Genomic DNA, 16,663 nt, shown 5'->3' on the forward strand with positions numbered 1-16,663 from the left:
TTGACCATTTCTAGTTTAAATTCGCTGCTGTACTGCTTACGCTGTTTTGTCATGAGAGATTGCTCCTAGTTTGGGGTAGTATAACCTCTTATGGGGTGTCTGGGAATATTGTACCGGTACAAATGTAGAGTTCACATTTCTTTTTTTGGCATAACTATCAATAACCAACCCCTTTTTATAGTCTTGGGGTTGTTTAGAGAAATAATACGTGTAAAATTTTTGAGTGACATTCTCAAAAGGGTTTCCAGATCTGGTCCAATCATCAAACCCCAAAAAATAAGCTTTTTTATTGTTCGCTAGTAGTAATTTACGATATCCTTCGTAGGTTTGTTGCACCAAGAATGTGTCTGGCATTAGCAATCCCATTACGCCATCGTCATGCAGCCAATTACTAGCGACAACATTGGTAATCAAGGCAGCAATATTTAGATTAATACCGCCAGTTCTAGCATCACCAGAAAATATAGTTTTCGTAATTTGTAAAGATTTTATTTTTTCTCGATACTGTGAAGGTAAATTCTTCCAGTCCACCCAAGGTGGATTCCCCACAATAACATCAAAGTGACCAATTTTTGAAGTGGTTAAGTAGTTGGTAATTATCCTAGCCCAAATACCATTCCAATCATTTTTTTCAAATCTCACGAAATTATCTGCCAAGTCTTGCATCTTTTCGACAATGATAGGTGTTTTTTTATATTCTTCCGGAATTAAAGTCATTAATCTATTAAATACAGAAGTGCTATTCAATGACCGAATATCTATCTCTACTTCAATCATGCAACGAGAGAACCTTTTTAAATTTTTAAGTCCTACCTCTGGGAAGTAAACGGGAAAAGTTATGTCTTCTGGATTGTGACTGGGGATGTTTGTATCAAGTGAGTATTTAATGAAATCTATATTGTCGATTTTAACCACTTCTGGCGTATAAGCTGAATCGCCAGCATAAATCGGTATTTCAATTTCAGAATCAAAAGTAATATAAGGCGATATGTTCAAAAAGTAGTTTACTCTAGCCGTTAATACGGCTAATGGATTCAGGTCAATACCGACCACCCTTGAAGTAATTTCTCTAAGAATATCGCCTTTATCCATGTTGCTAGGTAGCGAATCAACTACTTGGTTAAGCAAGGCTGTAATAAACGTGCCCGAACCACAACATGCGTCCAGCGCTCGCCATTTTTTGTTAAACTGGTCTTTTCTAAAGTCTAGTGATTTACAAACAACATGATTAGCCAACCAGAAAGGTGTGTAGTATTCACCTAGCGCATGGCGTACTGGTGAGGGTATAACCGTCTGATAAAGATTTTTAAAGAAGTCTTTTGCTTGATTTTGATTATCGAAAAAGTCAAAAGTAGTGTATTTGTTCAATTTCTGAATAATAAATTTAATATTTGTGGCGATTTCATCGTTCCATTGCTGACTGGTAGAGTACCAAGAGAAAAAATCACCTTCTAACAAATTTTGTACACCATAATCTCTAATAATCGATCCAGATTCCAACTCCATCATTTTACTTTGCAAGGCCTGAGATTTTGCATTTAGCATCTCTGAATAATTTACCAGCGAATCATCGAATTTAACCTGTGAAATAACCTTGAACGCTATTAATTTGATCAAAATAGAGTAAGCGGTCTGTAGAGCAAACAGGGCATTATATTCACTGTCACTATCATCCAAATTAACAGAAAGGTAGTCGCTTAAAGATTTTTTTCGCTTGATAATATCCTGTTGTTGAGAATGGTCATCATGTGAAAGTTTAAATAAATTTTTCCATTCTTTAAGCAACATCTGAGTTTTCGTAGTCGATGATTCGCTTATGGTTTTATAAAGCAAAAGTGTTAATGCTCGGATTGGCGAATTATTCACCGGAGCAAAATCATTGATTAATGCCGTTGAATCAAAATTTTTTTGATTCAATCCAACAATGGCTTTGATCACCCGCTCATAATGTTCATAAGTTATATCAGTGTAGTCTTCGAATCGAACGACTCCTTTGTTATCTACTGTAAATATTGCACAAATATTACCATCTGTTGTCATCGCAAAAGTTTTGTTGATGCTATCTTTGTTTTCACCATTTAGATAATTAAGTGTCTGCTTGATAGCAGATTGCTTATCGGTTTTGGATGCTAAAGCACTAGGTTGTTTAAATTCAATCAAGACATTGGCTAGCGCAGTATCAACAAAACCGGATTTATAGGTGACAATATTTTTTTCTTTATGAGGATTGTACTGATACCCCAAAGGGTTAAAAAATTTCTGAAACAAAGAAAAAATTCGCATATCAAACTGTGTTTCAATAGTTTTTTCGTTCTTTGCTATTATATTTGCATATTCTTTTATATCATTCATTATCTGGGTTAGTTCATTAATAAACCCATTATCTACAAAAACACTTTCAAGATTTGATAAATTTGACATTTTAATCTCTTAACCATTTATTTAATATGGAGCTGCAGTATATCATATGATGCAGCCCACTACAGCCCTTTTTTATAGTATCGAGCAGCGCTAAGTCTATACCAGTACACAAAAGTAGCTTTCATCAAGCTCTACTTCGCCATCAAATAAAGTGCGAGCTTCAAGGTTGAGATTATATTCTATCACAAGTCTAATTTTGCGGTAAAATAAAGCTGCTGAATTGTGCTGAATGCCAAGCAAATCACTTGCTGTTCTAGCAGTAACTTGTGCTACAAAAAAAAATTCAAGCGGTTTTATTTGAACTTTTTTTACTTAATTTACAACGAGTTATCTTCATGTTTGTAGTATAGCATAAGGGCTAATCTACTACAGCCCTTTACGATAAAATACGGCAAATTACGATAAAGCTACCCAAACCTCTCACTTTATTGGAACTGGAAATGTAGGTATGGATTGGTAAAGTGGGGTTGATATCTCTTTTAAGCGTTTTAATCAAAGGGCGTTAACCTCCCCACATCCTGCAAATACCCAAAACGATAAAACGGCTCACGGTAATCATGATACAATTTTCTCAAATTTGCCGTATCTCGGCAAAACATAGCCGTGCGAATATTTATTCGATAGACATCTAGGCAGGTGCGTAATGAGCCGATGAAGTCTTTGATTTCAGATGATTGAAGATTGGATGGTTGATATAAGCACTCAATATTATCCAGTATTAACAAATATCGCTGATTGCCTGAGATAATTTGCTCAAATACAACTCTTAAAGAATAACAGCTATCTGTTTGATTGGGGCAAACAGCCGCAATCATGTGGGTCAAAAAATGCTGATAAATGGATGCTTGCACATCAGCAAAATCATAATAAATCACTTGGATGTCAGTATCTTTAGCCAGTCTTTCAAAGACCTGTCTATATTCATCCAATCGATACAAATACGCGTCATCACTGCTATAAAACACAGCAGTGTCCAATATCCCTTCACAAAAGGCATCAAAGATACGCGTTGGTAGGTCTTTCATGGGTTTTTGGATTGTCAAAAATTTGATGGCTATCTCAATTATCTAAAGATGTGTACGCTGTCATCTGAGCATAAATAAATTCAGGTACCATATAAAATTTAGGCTCTCCATCTTTTATAAAAGACGCAGTATCTCACCCACATGAATTGGTCTCATGCTGTTGTTTGGTACATTCTTCTCCATTTTACAGCTTAATGAATTAGCAGCAGCTCATCCCACCGTGTTGTAAATCTCTGACTAATTCGCTCACGGCGCATCTGCCAGTCGTCAGACAGCTTTTGCGAACCTAAAATCAGCTTGCCTTTGCCAAATTGCTTATTGATGGTATCCAGTGTTTGCATCAGGTTTTGATTTTCTAAATGCTCAAACTCATCTTGTTGTGCAAATAAATCATACTGCACACGATGGATGGATTCAATCCCGCCAAGCTCAATGCCACACTTTTTGTAATGATAGCCTTGTTTGTATAGGATTTTAAGCAATTTTTGGGCATGTTGGTTTAACACTCGAGTATCATTACTACCTTTAGTAAGAGCAATGGTCTTTTTGCCATAATACTGCTGATGATTGCCAAATGGATTGGTTCGGATAATAACGGTCAGTGTATGAGCTAGAGTGTTTTGTTCTCTGAGCTTTTGGGCACCACTAGCGATATGATAAGCGATGGCTGATTGCAATGGCTCAATCTCAGTGATTGCCTTAGCAAAACTTCTGCTTCTAATGATGTGTTTCTTTGGCTCTTCAATCTCAAGTCCTGCACAGGGTTTGCCATTCATCTCTTGCCATGTTCTTTGGGTGACGACGCTAAAATGATGCTTGATAAGATGTCTGTCAGCATCAACAAAGTCTTTGGCGGTGGTGATGCCTAATTGCTTAAGCTGTAGTGCTGTTTGACTGCCAATGCCCCATATTTCATCCACACTTTGGCTTGCCAAGGCTCTGTGTTGAATTTGCTTTGACCAATCATCCCAAACTACCACACCGCCAAAGTGCTGTGGGTAGCTTTTGGCAAGGTGATTGCAGAATTTAGCCAGTGTTTTAGTTGGTGCAATACCGACACAAGTAGGGATACCAACCCATTGCCAGACTCTGTCTTTGATGGATTTGCCTAAATCAGATAGTTGATGCTGATTAATCCCTGTTAAATCCGCAAAGCATTCATCAATCGAATAAATCTCAATAGTAGGGACAAGGCTTGCAATGGTGTTCATCATCCGAGTAGAGATATCACCATAGAGCTCATAATTACTTGAAAAGGCGATGACTTTACCGCGATGAATAAGCTCTTTGATCTGAAAATACGGCACACCCATTTTAATGCCAAGTGCTTTGGCTTCAGCCGTGCGAGCCACCACGCAGCCATCATTGTTTGATAGAACGACCACAGCTTTGTTTTTAAGCTTAGGATTGAAAATCCGCTCACAAGAGCAATAAAAGCTATTGCCATCAATCAATGCGTACATGAAATATCATCTTGAAAAAAGTTACCGATATGATACTGTAAAGTTTATCAGATTGCAATTTGAAATTGGTAACTCTTTTCAACATGAACAAGTTAAGTGATATTGATAGCTTATCGCTTACGCACATCCTTAATCACATGCATCACCACACCAACAATAGCAAGTTCATCGCCATCACTAAAGGTGTAATTGGGATAACGCTCATCACCACGGCTGTTTTCAGAATGTAGTTCGATACATCCATCATCTAAGATATGCAATCGCTTGATGGTGTATTGAGAACCCAAATCAGCCATGACGATATCTCGATGGCTTGGGGTGATGGCACGATCAATGACCAATAAATCATCTTTATCAATCCCAGCATCCAGCATCGAATAGCCACCACAGCGAGCAATGATGGTGGACGAAGGATTGCGTACCAAATACTCATTAAAATCCAAATAATCTTCGATATAACCCTCAGCAGGGGAAGCAAATCCTGCAGGAATTTTCTCTGTGGCGATGGGTAAGTCAAGCTTAGTTGGATTAGGATGTACGACTAGTGCATCTAATGGTACAGAGCCTGTAGTCAATACCACGCCCAGCTTACCTGCTTTATTCTTTTGAATTAAAGACTCTACCATCGGCAATAAGTTTCTGGGAATCTTCTTCGCCACAGGACTACCAAAAGGCGATGGCTTACGACCACTGCCTGCACGGCGACCGCCATGAGTGGATTTGGGACGAGATTTGGGTTGGGTGTTATCTGATTGGGTCATGGTGATGTCTTGAAAAAGGTTTCGGTTATCATATATGAAAAGGTGGGTGGGGTCAAGCGGTTCACTAAATGCAAAGGGAAACCAACCCATACCCCAATCTATTTACCTTTTGTTCTAAGGTGCTATAATAAATCAACAATACTTTATGGGAATAGAACTATGGAACAACAAAACAACCTCTGCGCTAATCAAGTTTTAACTGAGCATGCCAAACTTCACCTACAACAGTCACAACTCGAGTTTGCACGTGGTGATTTTGAAATTTTTGATAGTCTAGACGAGCTGAACAGAGCGGCGACAGAGTTTATGTGCAAGCTAAGCGAAGCTGAGTAAATCTGATAGCACACCAACTTCAAGCTTTGTATTTTGGAATCCAATACTCTTTGCTTTCATGAACTAATAAAAACATATCCTCCTCTGTGTAATCGGTGATTGTGGCACTCTTTAAGGCTTTCTTGGTGATTTCTTTCTTATGAAAAAATAGCATGCTGAGCATGAACCATTCTATCTGCTCTTTCTTTGATAGGGGATTTTCCGAGTTTATTAAAGCCATCAACCTTTTTTCCACTTCTTTGCGTTTGGATTGGATGGATAACTCGTCTTTTGTATCTTTAACCTTGGCTCGTAGCTCAACGCCATAATTATTGCGTAAAAATGGCAAAAATGACATTAAAGATGCACGCTGGCCACTTTTGATAGCTAAATATGCATCTAATTGCGCCTGAGATGGCGTATTTTCGTCTTTAAGCTCAAATTGGTGGTACATATCCACCACAGGCTGTAAACTCAATCTAAGCGTTGTTATGGACGTTCCACGTTCTAATCTTCTTGTATGCAAATAATCAAGATATTTCAAAATGATTGGTGGCGTGGTTTTGCCAAGTTTAGCAAGCAACTGCTCAATTCTTTGTTCCTCAGCCATCTCGGTCTTTAGTTGCTTATCAACCTTAACTTGATTGGTTTCGATAAGCCATCTTAGGGCATTAAGATAGGTTCTTAGTCCATCGGGTTTAAACTCAATGACAAGTTTTTTATAACTTGGAATCTCACCCCATGTTTTGTCACAGTGTGCAAAGAAGTCTATATACTTTAAATGCTTCTCAACCGTCCAACCATACCCACGAGTTTCAGCAAGCCACTCAATAAAATTGGCGTACGATTCTTTGATATTTGGATTTCTAAACAGATGTTTATTTAACTCGATCTCTCGTGTCAGTCGTTCACGAAGATAGCATTCATGGCACCGCTGACCACGCCCCGCCCACATTGGCTTTTGGCAACCAGAGCAAGGTATTTGCCCTAAATCATGGCATTTTTGGCACATCTCACCCTTATCAATTTGGACAAGCTTTCGGTACCGACCACAGCAAGGGCAGGTTTTATGGGTGTATTTTTGTGCACATGATGCACAAATTGGTTCATCATGGGGTACGGCTGAATATCTTGAAACATTGACCGCTTGTTTGTTGCACTCATAGCAGGTCTTTTTTTCAGTAAAATATCGCTGATAGCAAGATTGGCAAGCAATCCCATACGGGGTTCTGGCCGTACTTTTTGCTACTTTTCCACAACGAATACAAGGAACACTGCGTAAGCAGCGTTCACAAACATTGTGTGTATCATTTTTAAGCAAGCGTGCATCTTTACCACACTTAGGGCATGGTTTTTTGACAAAACAACGCACATAGCATGCTGTACAATAGGCTTTGTTTAAATAACGGCGATGAATGTCTGGCTTAAGATTGCCACAACCATCGCAATATGTCAGTTGTTTATTTTCTAGTGAGGTGTTGCTCATATTCCGCCCATGCATTTGCTTTTTTCTGAAGCCTAGCCCAAGATTTCTTCACTGCATTCAAAGTCGCTGGTTTGTCAAACTGTCTTTTTTCTCGTTTCTGTTCTTCAACCAACGGAAGTTGATTAATAACCGGCATAAACGCTCGAGGTAGAACAGACTTTTTACCATTAAACATAAAACTATTTTGGTTGGCTTCAACAGCCAGACAAGCACAAACCCACTTATCAAGCGGTATATCTAGCAGCATTTTGGCATATCTTAGATAACGAATGCGCTCATGGATCGGCAAGCTTTCAAAAACAAGACCTGTCTCGCTTTCTTTTAAGGAAAAAGTCGATACCCTTGAGGTGTCTAAACCTAGCTCATTAAACAATCTAAACATCTTGTATTGATTGTCGGCATGTCGCGCAGCAATTTTGGTTAATGTGATAAAAAACCCAATCAGATCAAACCAATCAACACCGTTAACTATCTGCCCAAAAACAACAGCTTGTTTATCTTCTAAAACCTGCATCGCTTGTTTCTGCAATTCAAATACTTCAGGTATCAACAAAAGGTTGCCTAAGTAGTCATTTGTGACCACTTCATGACAGCTGTGACAATGATTGATTGTCTGCAGCTCTTGTGACAACAAACCAGGTTGAAACAAAGCATCACAGCTATGACATCGATTTTCCATCTTAACCGCATGGACATGGCAATAGGTGTACCAACTGTACCGCCAAAGAAGGCGCATGTACGGTATTTTGTCTTCTTCTAGGCACACTGGACAGTAATGATAACCATACAAAGCACGACGATTTCTTTTAAATAAAGGCAACACCCACGGGGTGGTGCGATATTTTCCTATAGTGGATGACATGCCTTTAGACAACCAAGTCAAATTTTTGAAATCAAAGCGCTCCCTGGTCGTTTCTGCAAGTATCGCCATATCTTCATGGATTGTTTCGTCCACAAAATTAAAACCTTTATCAACATCCAAGGTCCACAGTCGATATTCTTCCCAATAATAGCTGGCAAAGGTAGTGACTGAACATCCTTGACGGAAGGCCGCGCGGATCAACCATGATGCTATACTTTCATCATCAAATATCGGTGTTCTAAAAAACAAAGGTTTTACATGAGATTTCTTAAGCCCTGAGTAGGACGCAACCATGATTTTTCCTTGATTATTTCTACAGTGATGGTTTCTTTGCCTTGTTTGATGGCATCAATAGCACATTCATTAAGCAATCGCCTTACATTACCAATTCTGCCGTCAGTGATGCTATAAATCAGATTTAGCTTTTTCGGTTCGGTTAAATTAGACGGCTCTTTCAATGGTAATATTCTCTCAAAACTACCGACGAGACGTTTAAATTCACCATCATTTTGCCAAATCGGAATTGGCAACACATCAAAACGACTGATGTGTTGAGGGTCTGTGTGTAAGACCCTCACCGCATCAGGCGTACCAGATAGCACAATGGGAATCTGTAATTCATTGCATAAAAATTTAATGCAATTCATAATCTGGCGTTGCTGACGGGCTGTACCGCTGAGCAATGAATGGATTTCATCAATAATTAAGATTTTTACGCGGCATTGTCGAAATGCGTGAATCACTTGATAACGCAGAGCGCTAGCAGAATCACTCATTTTGATTGGTAGTGCAAAGGTGGCAAGTAAAGCAATATACAAGTCCTTTTCAGTTGAGGCTGGGGGAGCCTGTATAAACACAACAGGGATCACCAAATCTAAATCATCCTCTAAATAAGTATCGCCAAATTTACGAGAAAACTGATTTAAGATTGTGGTTTTTCCATTATTTGACTCACCTATGATTAATAAATTTGGCATACGGTGTTGGCGAACTGTGTTCATCAAGCCTTGCATAATATCAATGGCTTTGTTGGCAGCGGTATAACCAATCCAACGCGGGGAGCCAATAAATTCCAGTCGCTCTTTGTCAGAAAGATGAGCGATATGTCGAAATTTTTCATGGATGTGTGTATAAGGTAGTTGTGTTTGCATTACTCAATATCCTCAAAATAGGTTGAATCATCATCATGCTGAACAGGAGAAGTTAAGGTGGTTGTTTTCAAACCTTGGAGCGCATCACCCATCACAGTTAACTCAGCTGCTTTGGTGGTCACATCATCCTCTTGAGATCTTGCCGATTCATGGATTTTTTGAGATTGGATGTGTGTTTTTCTTCGCTGTGCTTGTCTTCTAGCTGTCTTAGTTGTACTTTGAGCAGCATCGATCATTGTACGCATTTCTTCCCATGCCTGATAAATCAATGACTCGTTCACTGTGCCACTGCGCTGTTTCACCTGTTTTTTAAGCTGGTTATATTCCCAAATGCTCATCGGTGGGAAAGCTTGATTAGCACACGGTATCTTGAAATATTGTTTAATATTTGGATCGAAAAACCATACCGTGCTGATATCTCTAGGATCTTGCCTAAAGATAAATTTGCGCTTTTTGTCCGTCTTGTTATCAGTGGTGTTGATATAACTGTTCAAAATCGTATCGTAGTACTGCAACCCATCAATGGTAACGCCAGTATGTTGAATGGTGCGCTCAACACTTGGCATAAAATCCAATACTAGAGTTTGCGGACTGGTTGGAATACTTGGGATACCAATGCCTTCGTGCTCATCATCCCCAAAAATCCCGATGCGCCATTGATGGGCTGGGCTACAACCCAAAGCAGAGTGAGGTTTTTGATGATAAACCTTGGTGATGTAGGTTAAAAACCATGTTTCAAATTCACCAAGGGTAAGACTGGCGTGTTTTTCAGAATCATAACCATCCTTTTGGCGAATATTGGAAAAGGTAGTTCCTGGTAATTTATGAACCTCATGCATAAGATTCCCAATAATCCGCTCAATATGCCCACCGTATTCAGGGCGTGCAAGGGGTCTAAACTCAATATCAATACCATATAAAGAGCATGAACGTTTAAGTGACTCCGCTCTAAAATCAGAACCATTATCCACATGGATTTTCTTAGGTATGCCAAAGACATCCCATGTGACATCTTGAATGCCATGGCTTAATAACAATTCTTCTTTAGGCAAGATACTGCGTGTTAAACACATGCCTACCGAAGTCACCGAAGGTGCATCCAAGGAGATGTAATAACCTGTGATCATTCGGCTATAAATATCAATGGCTACAGTAATGTACGGTCTGCCGATTGGTTTTCGATGCTTGTCGTCCACCAAAATAATATCTGCTGGCGTATGGTCGATTTGAATGACCGACAAAGGCGCATTGACACTCGGAAAGCTACCAACCTTGGGTGTAAATTTGTTCTTCGCTCTCGACCTATAGCCGCGAGCCTTAAGATATTCTTTTTCATCAATTTTGCCAATTTGATAGCGAATGGCATTTTTACTAGGTTTCTTTACACCAGAAAGATGACAACGCTTAAACACCTCTTGTATGGTTGCTTGAATTGTTGGTCTTTGAATTGTGAGGTAATAATCTTGTATTACTTCATCAATAATCAGCTCTTGCACAACGTCGATACGGCGCCGACCTTCTTGCCAACCACGCTTTTTATCAATCAATGATGCAATAGAGTTCGTTTTTACATAACTTGCGAGCCATCTTTGAAGAGTTCTAACGGACACACCGCACTCTTGAGCGCGCCTTTCGAGCCCTGCATAACCATCGTAGTCATCATCATATCGTAAAATGGGTTCAATAGCCGCGTGTTTAGCCTGTGCCCGTTCCCATTCTTTATCACTGATTGCATCAATGTCTAGTCGCATCACCGCATGATCTGCATCATGTACATTTTCAAACTGATGAATGCTAAGCACCTGTACTTTAAGAGTTTTTAGATTTTTAAAAAAGGCTTGGTTGGCATCGACAAATTCAATCAGTTGGTATTCTTCATCACTATCTTGTTTCTTATAAATACCGCCAATACTAAGACGCAACGTGCCACGGTTAATAACCACGCCTTTGTTATTCATACTGGTAAGATCTGATTCATCTTGCTTTTTAAGCTCTCTATCTTCAAAAATCGACATGGTATATCTCCAATTTTTCACTTGTGATATCTTCCCAGATATCAAATCCTATTAGGTTGTGTGACATTAAATGCCAAAGCACACGCTTACCATGAGGGCGATATATGTCACCTTTGAAGAACAGTTCTAAAATGACTTCAACGGTGGTTTCACCTCGCATCTCAATTTGTTGCAAAATGGCATTAACTTCTTTTCTGTCAACGGCTAGATTCTTGTATTTCGACAGAAAATTGACATTGTCCAGAGCGTGATGGCGAATCCTATCTTCATCATAAATTGAGAATCGAAAGTCATTTTCATTACAATAAGCGATGGCTGCTTTCCATTTATCTGACCAATCACGCCAATTCACCTGCCATTCTTCCTTGGGTTTGACCTCAACCATCAATGAGCGAGGTTTAAATTTATCATTTAATTTAAATTGCACAAAATAATCAGGCGTGTATTCGTAGGTTCGCCCATTTTTTATAAAAGGGATGCTGATTGGCTGTGGGGTGATATCTATCACATTAGGCAACGCGGCATGATAAAGTAGAAAATCCCTTTCCAAGGTCGATTCGTATGCAATGGACTCACCTTTGTAAGTGACAAAACCTGTAACGCTGCGGTAATTGGGTTTGATTTTTCGGACTTGTTTTAGCATAAAATATTATGACGCTTATTACGGGTAGAATATAAGAAAATGTCATCAATTACGGGATAAAAAAGACATTTATTAAGGGAATAATGCCAGTAAAAACCAACAAAATCAAGAGATATTATGACATTTATTTAAGGATTTGACAGAGGCTCAAAACCCAAACCCGGTGAGATATCCTTGGCCCATTTTGGAACAATTTTTTTAGATGAGCTACCAGAATTTGATAGAAAAACTTTAGAAACTCTAAGACAACCCATTGAATCTAAAGAAATTGTTATTTCACGCGCGAATGCTCAGGTCTCATTTCCAGCAGATTTTCAACTCATCGCAGCGATGAATCCTTGTCCCTGTGGTTATCATGGCGACCCTTCCGATCGCTGTCGCTGCCGCCCCGAACAAATCAAAAAATACCAAGATAAGATCTCAGGGCCGCTGCTAGATCGCATCGATCTGCACATTACAGTGCCTGCGATGCCGATCGATGACCTACAAAATGCACCTGCTGGAGAGGATTCGCAGACCGTGCGTGAGCGCGTCGTCGCTGCAAGAAACATCGCCATCGCTCGCCAAGGCAAAGCCAACTATCAGCTGACACCCAGTGAGCTGGATCAAGTGGCAGCATTGGGCAGTGACGGCCAGCAGATGCTAAAGATGGCTCAGGCGCGGCTGAATTTGTCTGCGCGCAGCTATCATCGCACGCTGAGAGTTGCACGCACCATTGCTGATTTGGCAGGCGCTGCGACGATCGAGACTGCGCACATTGCTGAGGCATTGAGTTATCGCTAAAGCAAAGCTTAGCAAACCCTCAGATCTGCTTTATAGTCTGACCGCCACCTCAAAGCCCTCACGGATGGCTCGCTTGGCATCAAGTCGCTCGGACAGCTTAGCACCACCGATGACTTGATAATCGGCTTTTGGCGTGTCGCCCAGCTGCGGCATCAGATGATTGACTGACTCCTGGCCGACACACAGCACCACCGTATCGACACGCAGTAGCTGACTTGTGCCATCGATCGTCACCCACAGACCCTCTTCGGTGACCTTATCATAAGTCACGCCTGCCATCTGGATGACCCCTGCTTGCTTGATGGCAGCTTTATGCACCCAGCCTGTGGTTTTATTCAGACTCTTGCCAAGCTTGCCCTTGCTACGCTGTAGCAAATAGACTTGGCGAGCAGGTGTTGGCGGATGGGCAGGCTGTAGTGCACCATTGCTTTGATAATTGGCATCAGCATCGACGCCCCATTGCTCAAAAAACTCATCCGCCGTCTGTGCCTGCGGCTGATAGTCAGCATCATTGATATCAGTGGACACGCCCGCCCCATGCACCAAAAATTCTGCCACATCAAAGCCAATGCCGCCAGCCCCCAGTACCGCCACACGCTCGCCAGCAACTTTGGCACCGGTCAATAGTTCACTATAGCTCATCACCTGTGGCAGTGCTCGACCTATAATGTCAATTTCTCGTGGCACGACACCGGTGGCGATGATGATATGATCGGCCGCTTGAGCATCCAAGAATGCCTTATCCACCATCGTATTGAGATGCAAATCAATACCAAGTGTCGCAATCTGCTCACGAAAATAACGAATCGTCTCAAAAAACTCTTCTTTGCCTGGGATGACCTTTGCCATATTAAACTGCCCACCAATGAATGGCTTGGCTTCATACAGACTCACCTGATGCCCACGAGATGCTGCCGTCACCGCTGCTGACAGGCCTGCCACGCCTGCACCGACGACGATGACTTTTTTGGGTTTTTTGGCAGGTTTGATGCTGTATTCACTTTCATGACACGCCAAAGGATTGACCAAACACGATGCTCGCTCACCGCTAAAGGTGTGATCTAAGCACGCTTGGTTACAGCCGATACAGGTATTGATAAGATTGGCTTGATTATGATATGCCTTATTGACCCACTCACTATCCGCCAAAAATGGTCTTGCCATCTGCACCATATCCGCCTGACCGCTGGCGATGATGGCTTCAGCAGTCGCTGGCATATTGATACGATTGGCTGCGATGACAGGGATAGATACCGCCTGCTTGATGGCTGCGGTATAACGCACAAAAGTCGCTCTGGGCACGCTAGTCACGATGGTCGGCACGCGAGCTTCATGCCAGCCGATACCTGTGTTAATCAAGGTCACGCCAGCAGTCTCCAGTGCTCGTGCCAGTGCAATGACATCTGCCATCACCGCACCCTCTTCGACAAGCTCAATCATCGATAGGCGAAAGCCAATGATAAAATCCGTCCCAACTGCCGCTCTGATTGCCTGCACAATTTCGATGGCAAAACGCATACGGTTCTCAAGACTACCGCCATAAGCATCCGCTCGCTTATTGGTGCGTGCTGACAAGAACTGATTGATTAGATAACCTTCAGAACCCATAATCTCAACGCCATCATAACCTGCTTTTTTGGCTAGGCTTGCCGTATGGGCAAAATCAGCGATGGTCGCTTGGATATTCTTAAGGCTCATCTGCCGCGGCTTAAACGGTGAAATCGGTGATTTGATGGCACTTGGTGCCACCACAAAGGGGTGATAGCCATAACGCCCTGAGTGTAGGATTTGTAATAAGATTTTGGCACCGTGCTTATGCACTGCACGAGTCACACGAGCATGATGCACCACATCCGCCAAGCGATTGAGCGTACCGCCCAATGGTGTCAGCCAGCCTTGTTTATTTGGAGAGATGCCGCCCGTCACGATCAAGCCCACACCGCCTTTGGCTCGTGCCTCAAAATAGCTTGCCAATTTGCCATAATGATAAAAACGATCTTCAAGCCCTGTATGCATCGAACCCATCACCAGGCGATTCTTTAAAGTCGTAAACCCCAAATCCAGCGGCTCAAACAAATGCGGATACTGCGTCGGCTCGGCTATGCTCGGCTCGGCTGATTTGGTAGGAATGATGTTGGCTAGGCGTTTTTTTAAAAAAGGCATTGGCATAATAAAAAATCCGTTTAGAAAACTGTCGCCATCAAGCTAATTGACGGATGGCATGATTGTATCATTTTAGCATATTTTATGATTTTCTAAATATGCTATTTATGTTTTGACCAAGCAGTCAGTGCACTGATGTACGCTTGAATTAATCAATGATTTTTAGCCAAATTTATAACCCATCACCGCAGCTTTAACGCACTTGCCCCAACACAAACCATTTGCCAAAACCCAAAAATCAGAGTAAGCTACTCATAACTTTACTTTTATCATTTATCATTAAGGATTACTCATGAGCGATACCATTACCATCTCAGGTCAAATCACTGTCGATGATGTCAAGGCACTTGCAGAACAAGGCTACAAAACCCTAGTCAATAACCGTCCTGATGGCGAAGAAGCGGGTCAGCCAACGAGCGACGCCATCAAAGCTGCTGCCACTGAACACGGCATCATCTATGCACACATTCCTTTTAGCGGCGGGATGCTTGAGATGCGCCATGTACAAGAATTTGCTGACTTTTTTAATAGAACCGAACGCCCATTGCACATCTTTTGCCGCAGTGGCAACCGCTCTAGCATCATCTTGCAAGCCGCTCGTGAGCAAGATTTACTCGATGAAGATTGATCGCTTTTGTCATTTGGCATGATTATAATGATTTACAAAAATATCTTGTGAAATCATGATGCTGATTTGTGAAAACTTATCATTTGCGGTAAAATGGTTGTGAATTTTCATGACCATTTTTATTTTGAAATTATTATGAGCAAAAATATTCCTATTTTAACTGCCGAACAAATCGAAAAAATGCAAATTGCTGGCAAGCTTGCCGCTGATGTACTCATCATGCTTGATGACTATGTCAAAGTGGGTGTCAGCACAGGCAAACTTGACGATTTGGCACATCAATTCATCCTAGATCACGGCGCCATTCCTGCACCGCTCAACTACAACGGCTTCCCAAAATCCATCTGCACCAGCATCAACCATGTGGTCTGTCATGGCATTCCTGACCACGAACGCCAATTAAAAGATGGCGACATCATCAATATCGACACCACCGTGATTGTTGATGGCTTTTATGGCGATACTTCCAAGATGTGGATCGTCGGCGAAGGCTCGGTGATGGCCGAACGCATCTGCCGTGTCGCCCAAGAAGCGCTGTACGCTGGCATGAAAGTCGTCAAAAATGGCGCAAGACTCGGTGACATCGGTGCCGCCATCCAAAAAGTCGTCGAGCCTGAGCGTTTTAGCATCGTGCGTGAATTCTGCGGTCATGGCATCGGTGAGACTTTCCATGCTGAGCCACAAGTGCTACACTACGGCAAAGCAGGCACAGGCGTCGAGCTAAAAACTGGCATGGCATTCACCATCGAGCCGATGATTAACCAAGGCGTCTGGCAGACCAAAGTCATGAAAGACGGCTGGACCGCCATCACCAAAGACCGCAAACTGTCCGCCCAATGGGAGCATACACTGATCGTCACCGATGATGGCTGTATCGTCACCACTGCTCGCCCTGAAGAAGACTTAAGCTTTTTGAATAAATGATGATCTGGTGATCTCATGCACTTTGG

13 protein-coding genes and 2 pseudogenes are annotated in these 16,663 nt (G+C 41.6%); 4 read left to right on the forward strand and 11 right to left on the reverse strand.

Going from position 1 to position 16,663, the window contains the following annotated elements; genetic code table 11:
• Positions 1 to 36: 36 nt before the first annotated feature.
• The 5 genes and pseudogenes from AZ602_RS08685 to AZ602_RS08705 form a co-directional block, all read right to left on the reverse strand.
• Complete coding sequence (locus tag AZ602_RS08685; RefSeq protein WP_103034565.1) at positions 37 to 2,421, reverse strand: hypothetical protein; 2,385 nt, start codon at positions 2,419 to 2,421, stop codon at positions 37 to 39.
• A 111-nt stretch (positions 2,422 to 2,532) separates the two neighbouring features.
• Positions 2,533 to 2,758: pseudogene (locus AZ602_RS08690) on the reverse strand (IS1595 family transposase); the annotation flags it as partial.
• Positions 2,759 to 2,909: 151 nt separating this feature from the next.
• On the reverse strand, positions 2,910 to 3,446 hold the full coding sequence (locus AZ602_RS08695; RefSeq protein WP_103034566.1) for a hypothetical protein: 537 nt from the start codon (positions 3,444 to 3,446) through the stop codon (positions 2,910 to 2,912).
• Positions 3,447 to 3,637: 191 nt separating this feature from the next.
• Positions 3,638 to 4,909 carry a Y-family DNA polymerase gene (locus AZ602_RS08700; RefSeq protein ID WP_103034567.1) on the reverse strand — a complete coding sequence of 424 codons (1,272 nt, stop codon included), beginning with the start codon at positions 4,907 to 4,909 and terminating at the stop codon, positions 3,638 to 3,640.
• A 110-nt stretch (positions 4,910 to 5,019) separates the two neighbouring features.
• Positions 5,020 to 5,670: a LexA family transcriptional regulator gene (locus tag AZ602_RS08705; RefSeq protein WP_103034588.1), complete on the reverse strand. Its 651-nt coding sequence runs from the start codon at positions 5,668 to 5,670 to the stop codon at positions 5,020 to 5,022.
• 159 nt (positions 5,671 to 5,829) lie between these two features.
• Here AZ602_RS08705 and AZ602_RS10055 point away from each other — a divergent pair, with 159 nt between their 5' ends.
• Positions 5,830 to 6,003 carry a hypothetical protein gene (locus AZ602_RS10055; RefSeq protein WP_158245124.1) on the forward strand — a complete coding sequence of 58 codons (174 nt, stop codon included), beginning with the start codon at positions 5,830 to 5,832 and terminating at the stop codon, positions 6,001 to 6,003.
• Positions 6,004 to 6,022: 19 nt separating this feature from the next.
• On the opposite strand, the gene AZ602_RS10000 is transcribed toward AZ602_RS10055, so the two are convergent.
• Genes AZ602_RS10000 through AZ602_RS08735 form a run of 5 tightly spaced genes read right to left on the reverse strand, consistent with a single transcriptional unit; the run spans position 6,023 to position 12,139 of the window.
• Positions 6,023 to 7,468, reverse strand: a complete 1,446-nt coding sequence (locus tag AZ602_RS10000) for a hypothetical protein (protein ID WP_146025235.1) — start codon at positions 7,466 to 7,468, stop codon at positions 6,023 to 6,025.
• Positions 7,443 to 8,624 carry a TniQ family protein gene (locus AZ602_RS08720; protein ID WP_103034569.1) on the reverse strand — a complete coding sequence of 394 codons (1,182 nt, stop codon included), beginning with the start codon at positions 8,622 to 8,624 and terminating at the stop codon, positions 7,443 to 7,445. Before AZ602_RS08720 ends, AZ602_RS10000 begins: the two co-directional genes overlap by 26 nt.
• The gene (locus AZ602_RS08725; protein ID WP_103034570.1) at positions 8,585 to 9,481 is read right to left on the reverse strand and encodes a TniB family NTP-binding protein; all 897 of its coding nucleotides are present in this window, start codon (positions 9,479 to 9,481) and stop codon (positions 8,585 to 8,587) included. The genes AZ602_RS08720 and AZ602_RS08725 overlap by 40 nt, the downstream gene beginning before the upstream one ends.
• Entirely contained in the window at positions 9,481 to 11,496 is a 2,016-nt protein-coding gene (locus tag AZ602_RS08730; RefSeq protein WP_103034571.1) for a Mu transposase C-terminal domain-containing protein, read from the reverse strand. The genes AZ602_RS08725 and AZ602_RS08730 overlap by 1 nt, the downstream gene beginning before the upstream one ends.
• Positions 11,483 to 12,139 carry a TnsA endonuclease N-terminal domain-containing protein gene (locus AZ602_RS08735; RefSeq protein WP_103034572.1) on the reverse strand — a complete coding sequence of 219 codons (657 nt, stop codon included), beginning with the start codon at positions 12,137 to 12,139 and terminating at the stop codon, positions 11,483 to 11,485. The genes AZ602_RS08730 and AZ602_RS08735 overlap by 14 nt, the downstream gene beginning before the upstream one ends.
• Positions 12,140 to 12,283: 144 nt before the next feature.
• Between AZ602_RS08735 and AZ602_RS08740 the strand changes: the two are divergent.
• Positions 12,284 to 12,922, forward strand: a pseudogene (locus tag AZ602_RS08740) (ATP-binding protein); the annotation flags it as partial.
• Positions 12,923 to 12,952: 30 nt separating this feature from the next.
• Here AZ602_RS08740 and AZ602_RS08745 read toward each other — a convergent pair.
• Positions 12,953 to 15,091 carry an NADPH-dependent 2,4-dienoyl-CoA reductase gene (locus tag AZ602_RS08745; RefSeq protein ID WP_103034573.1) on the reverse strand — a complete coding sequence of 713 codons (2,139 nt, stop codon included), beginning with the start codon at positions 15,089 to 15,091 and terminating at the stop codon, positions 12,953 to 12,955.
• A 286-nt stretch (positions 15,092 to 15,377) separates the two neighbouring features.
• Here AZ602_RS08745 and AZ602_RS08750 point away from each other — a divergent pair, with 286 nt between their 5' ends.
• Complete coding sequence (locus AZ602_RS08750; protein WP_078318581.1) at positions 15,378 to 15,713, forward strand: TIGR01244 family sulfur transferase; 336 nt, start codon at positions 15,378 to 15,380, stop codon at positions 15,711 to 15,713.
• Positions 15,714 to 15,848: 135 nt separating this feature from the next.
• Positions 15,849 to 16,637, forward strand: coding sequence for a type I methionyl aminopeptidase (gene map / locus AZ602_RS08755; RefSeq protein WP_103034574.1), 789 nt, complete (start codon positions 15,849 to 15,851; stop codon positions 16,635 to 16,637).
• The last annotated feature ends 26 nt before the right edge of the window (positions 16,638 to 16,663 follow it).

The organism is Moraxella sp. RCAD0137, from assembly GCF_002894025.1.
In the GTDB taxonomy this organism is placed as follows: domain Bacteria; phylum Pseudomonadota; class Gammaproteobacteria; order Pseudomonadales; family Moraxellaceae; genus Moraxella; species Moraxella porci.

What these genes read in the sequence shown, in the direction of transcription:
- AZ602_RS08685 (WP_103034565.1), bottom strand. Translation starts at nt 2,421, where the DNA reads ATGTCAAATTTATCAAATCTTGAAAGTGTTTTTGTAGATAATGGGTTT.
- AZ602_RS08695 (WP_103034566.1), bottom strand. Translation starts at nt 3,446, where the DNA reads ATGAAAGACCTACCAACGCGTATCTTTGATGCCTTTTGTGAAGGGATA.
- AZ602_RS08700 (WP_103034567.1), bottom strand. Translation starts at nt 4,909, where the DNA reads ATGTACGCATTGATTGATGGCAATAGCTTTTATTGCTCTTGTGAGCGG.
- AZ602_RS08705 (WP_103034588.1), bottom strand. Translation starts at nt 5,670, where the DNA reads ATGACCCAATCAGATAACACCCAACCCAAATCTCGTCCCAAATCCACT.
- AZ602_RS10055 (WP_158245124.1), top strand. Translation starts at nt 5,830, where the DNA reads ATGGAACAACAAAACAACCTCTGCGCTAATCAAGTTTTAACTGAGCAT.
- AZ602_RS10000 (WP_146025235.1), bottom strand. Translation starts at nt 7,468, where the DNA reads ATGAGCAACACCTCACTAGAAAATAAACAACTGACATATTGCGATGGT.
- AZ602_RS08720 (WP_103034569.1), bottom strand. Translation starts at nt 8,624, where the DNA reads ATGGTTGCGTCCTACTCAGGGCTTAAGAAATCTCATGTAAAACCTTTG.
- AZ602_RS08725 (WP_103034570.1), bottom strand. Translation starts at nt 9,481, where the DNA reads ATGCAAACACAACTACCTTATACACACATCCATGAAAAATTTCGACAT.
- AZ602_RS08730 (WP_103034571.1), bottom strand. Translation starts at nt 11,496, where the DNA reads ATGTCGATTTTTGAAGATAGAGAGCTTAAAAAGCAAGATGAATCAGAT.
- AZ602_RS08735 (WP_103034572.1), bottom strand. Translation starts at nt 12,139, where the DNA reads ATGCTAAAACAAGTCCGAAAAATCAAACCCAATTACCGCAGCGTTACA.
- AZ602_RS08745 (WP_103034573.1), bottom strand. Translation starts at nt 15,091, where the DNA reads ATGCCAATGCCTTTTTTAAAAAAACGCCTAGCCAACATCATTCCTACC.
- AZ602_RS08750 (WP_078318581.1), top strand. Translation starts at nt 15,378, where the DNA reads ATGAGCGATACCATTACCATCTCAGGTCAAATCACTGTCGATGATGTC.
- map (WP_103034574.1), top strand. Translation starts at nt 15,849, where the DNA reads ATGAGCAAAAATATTCCTATTTTAACTGCCGAACAAATCGAAAAAATG.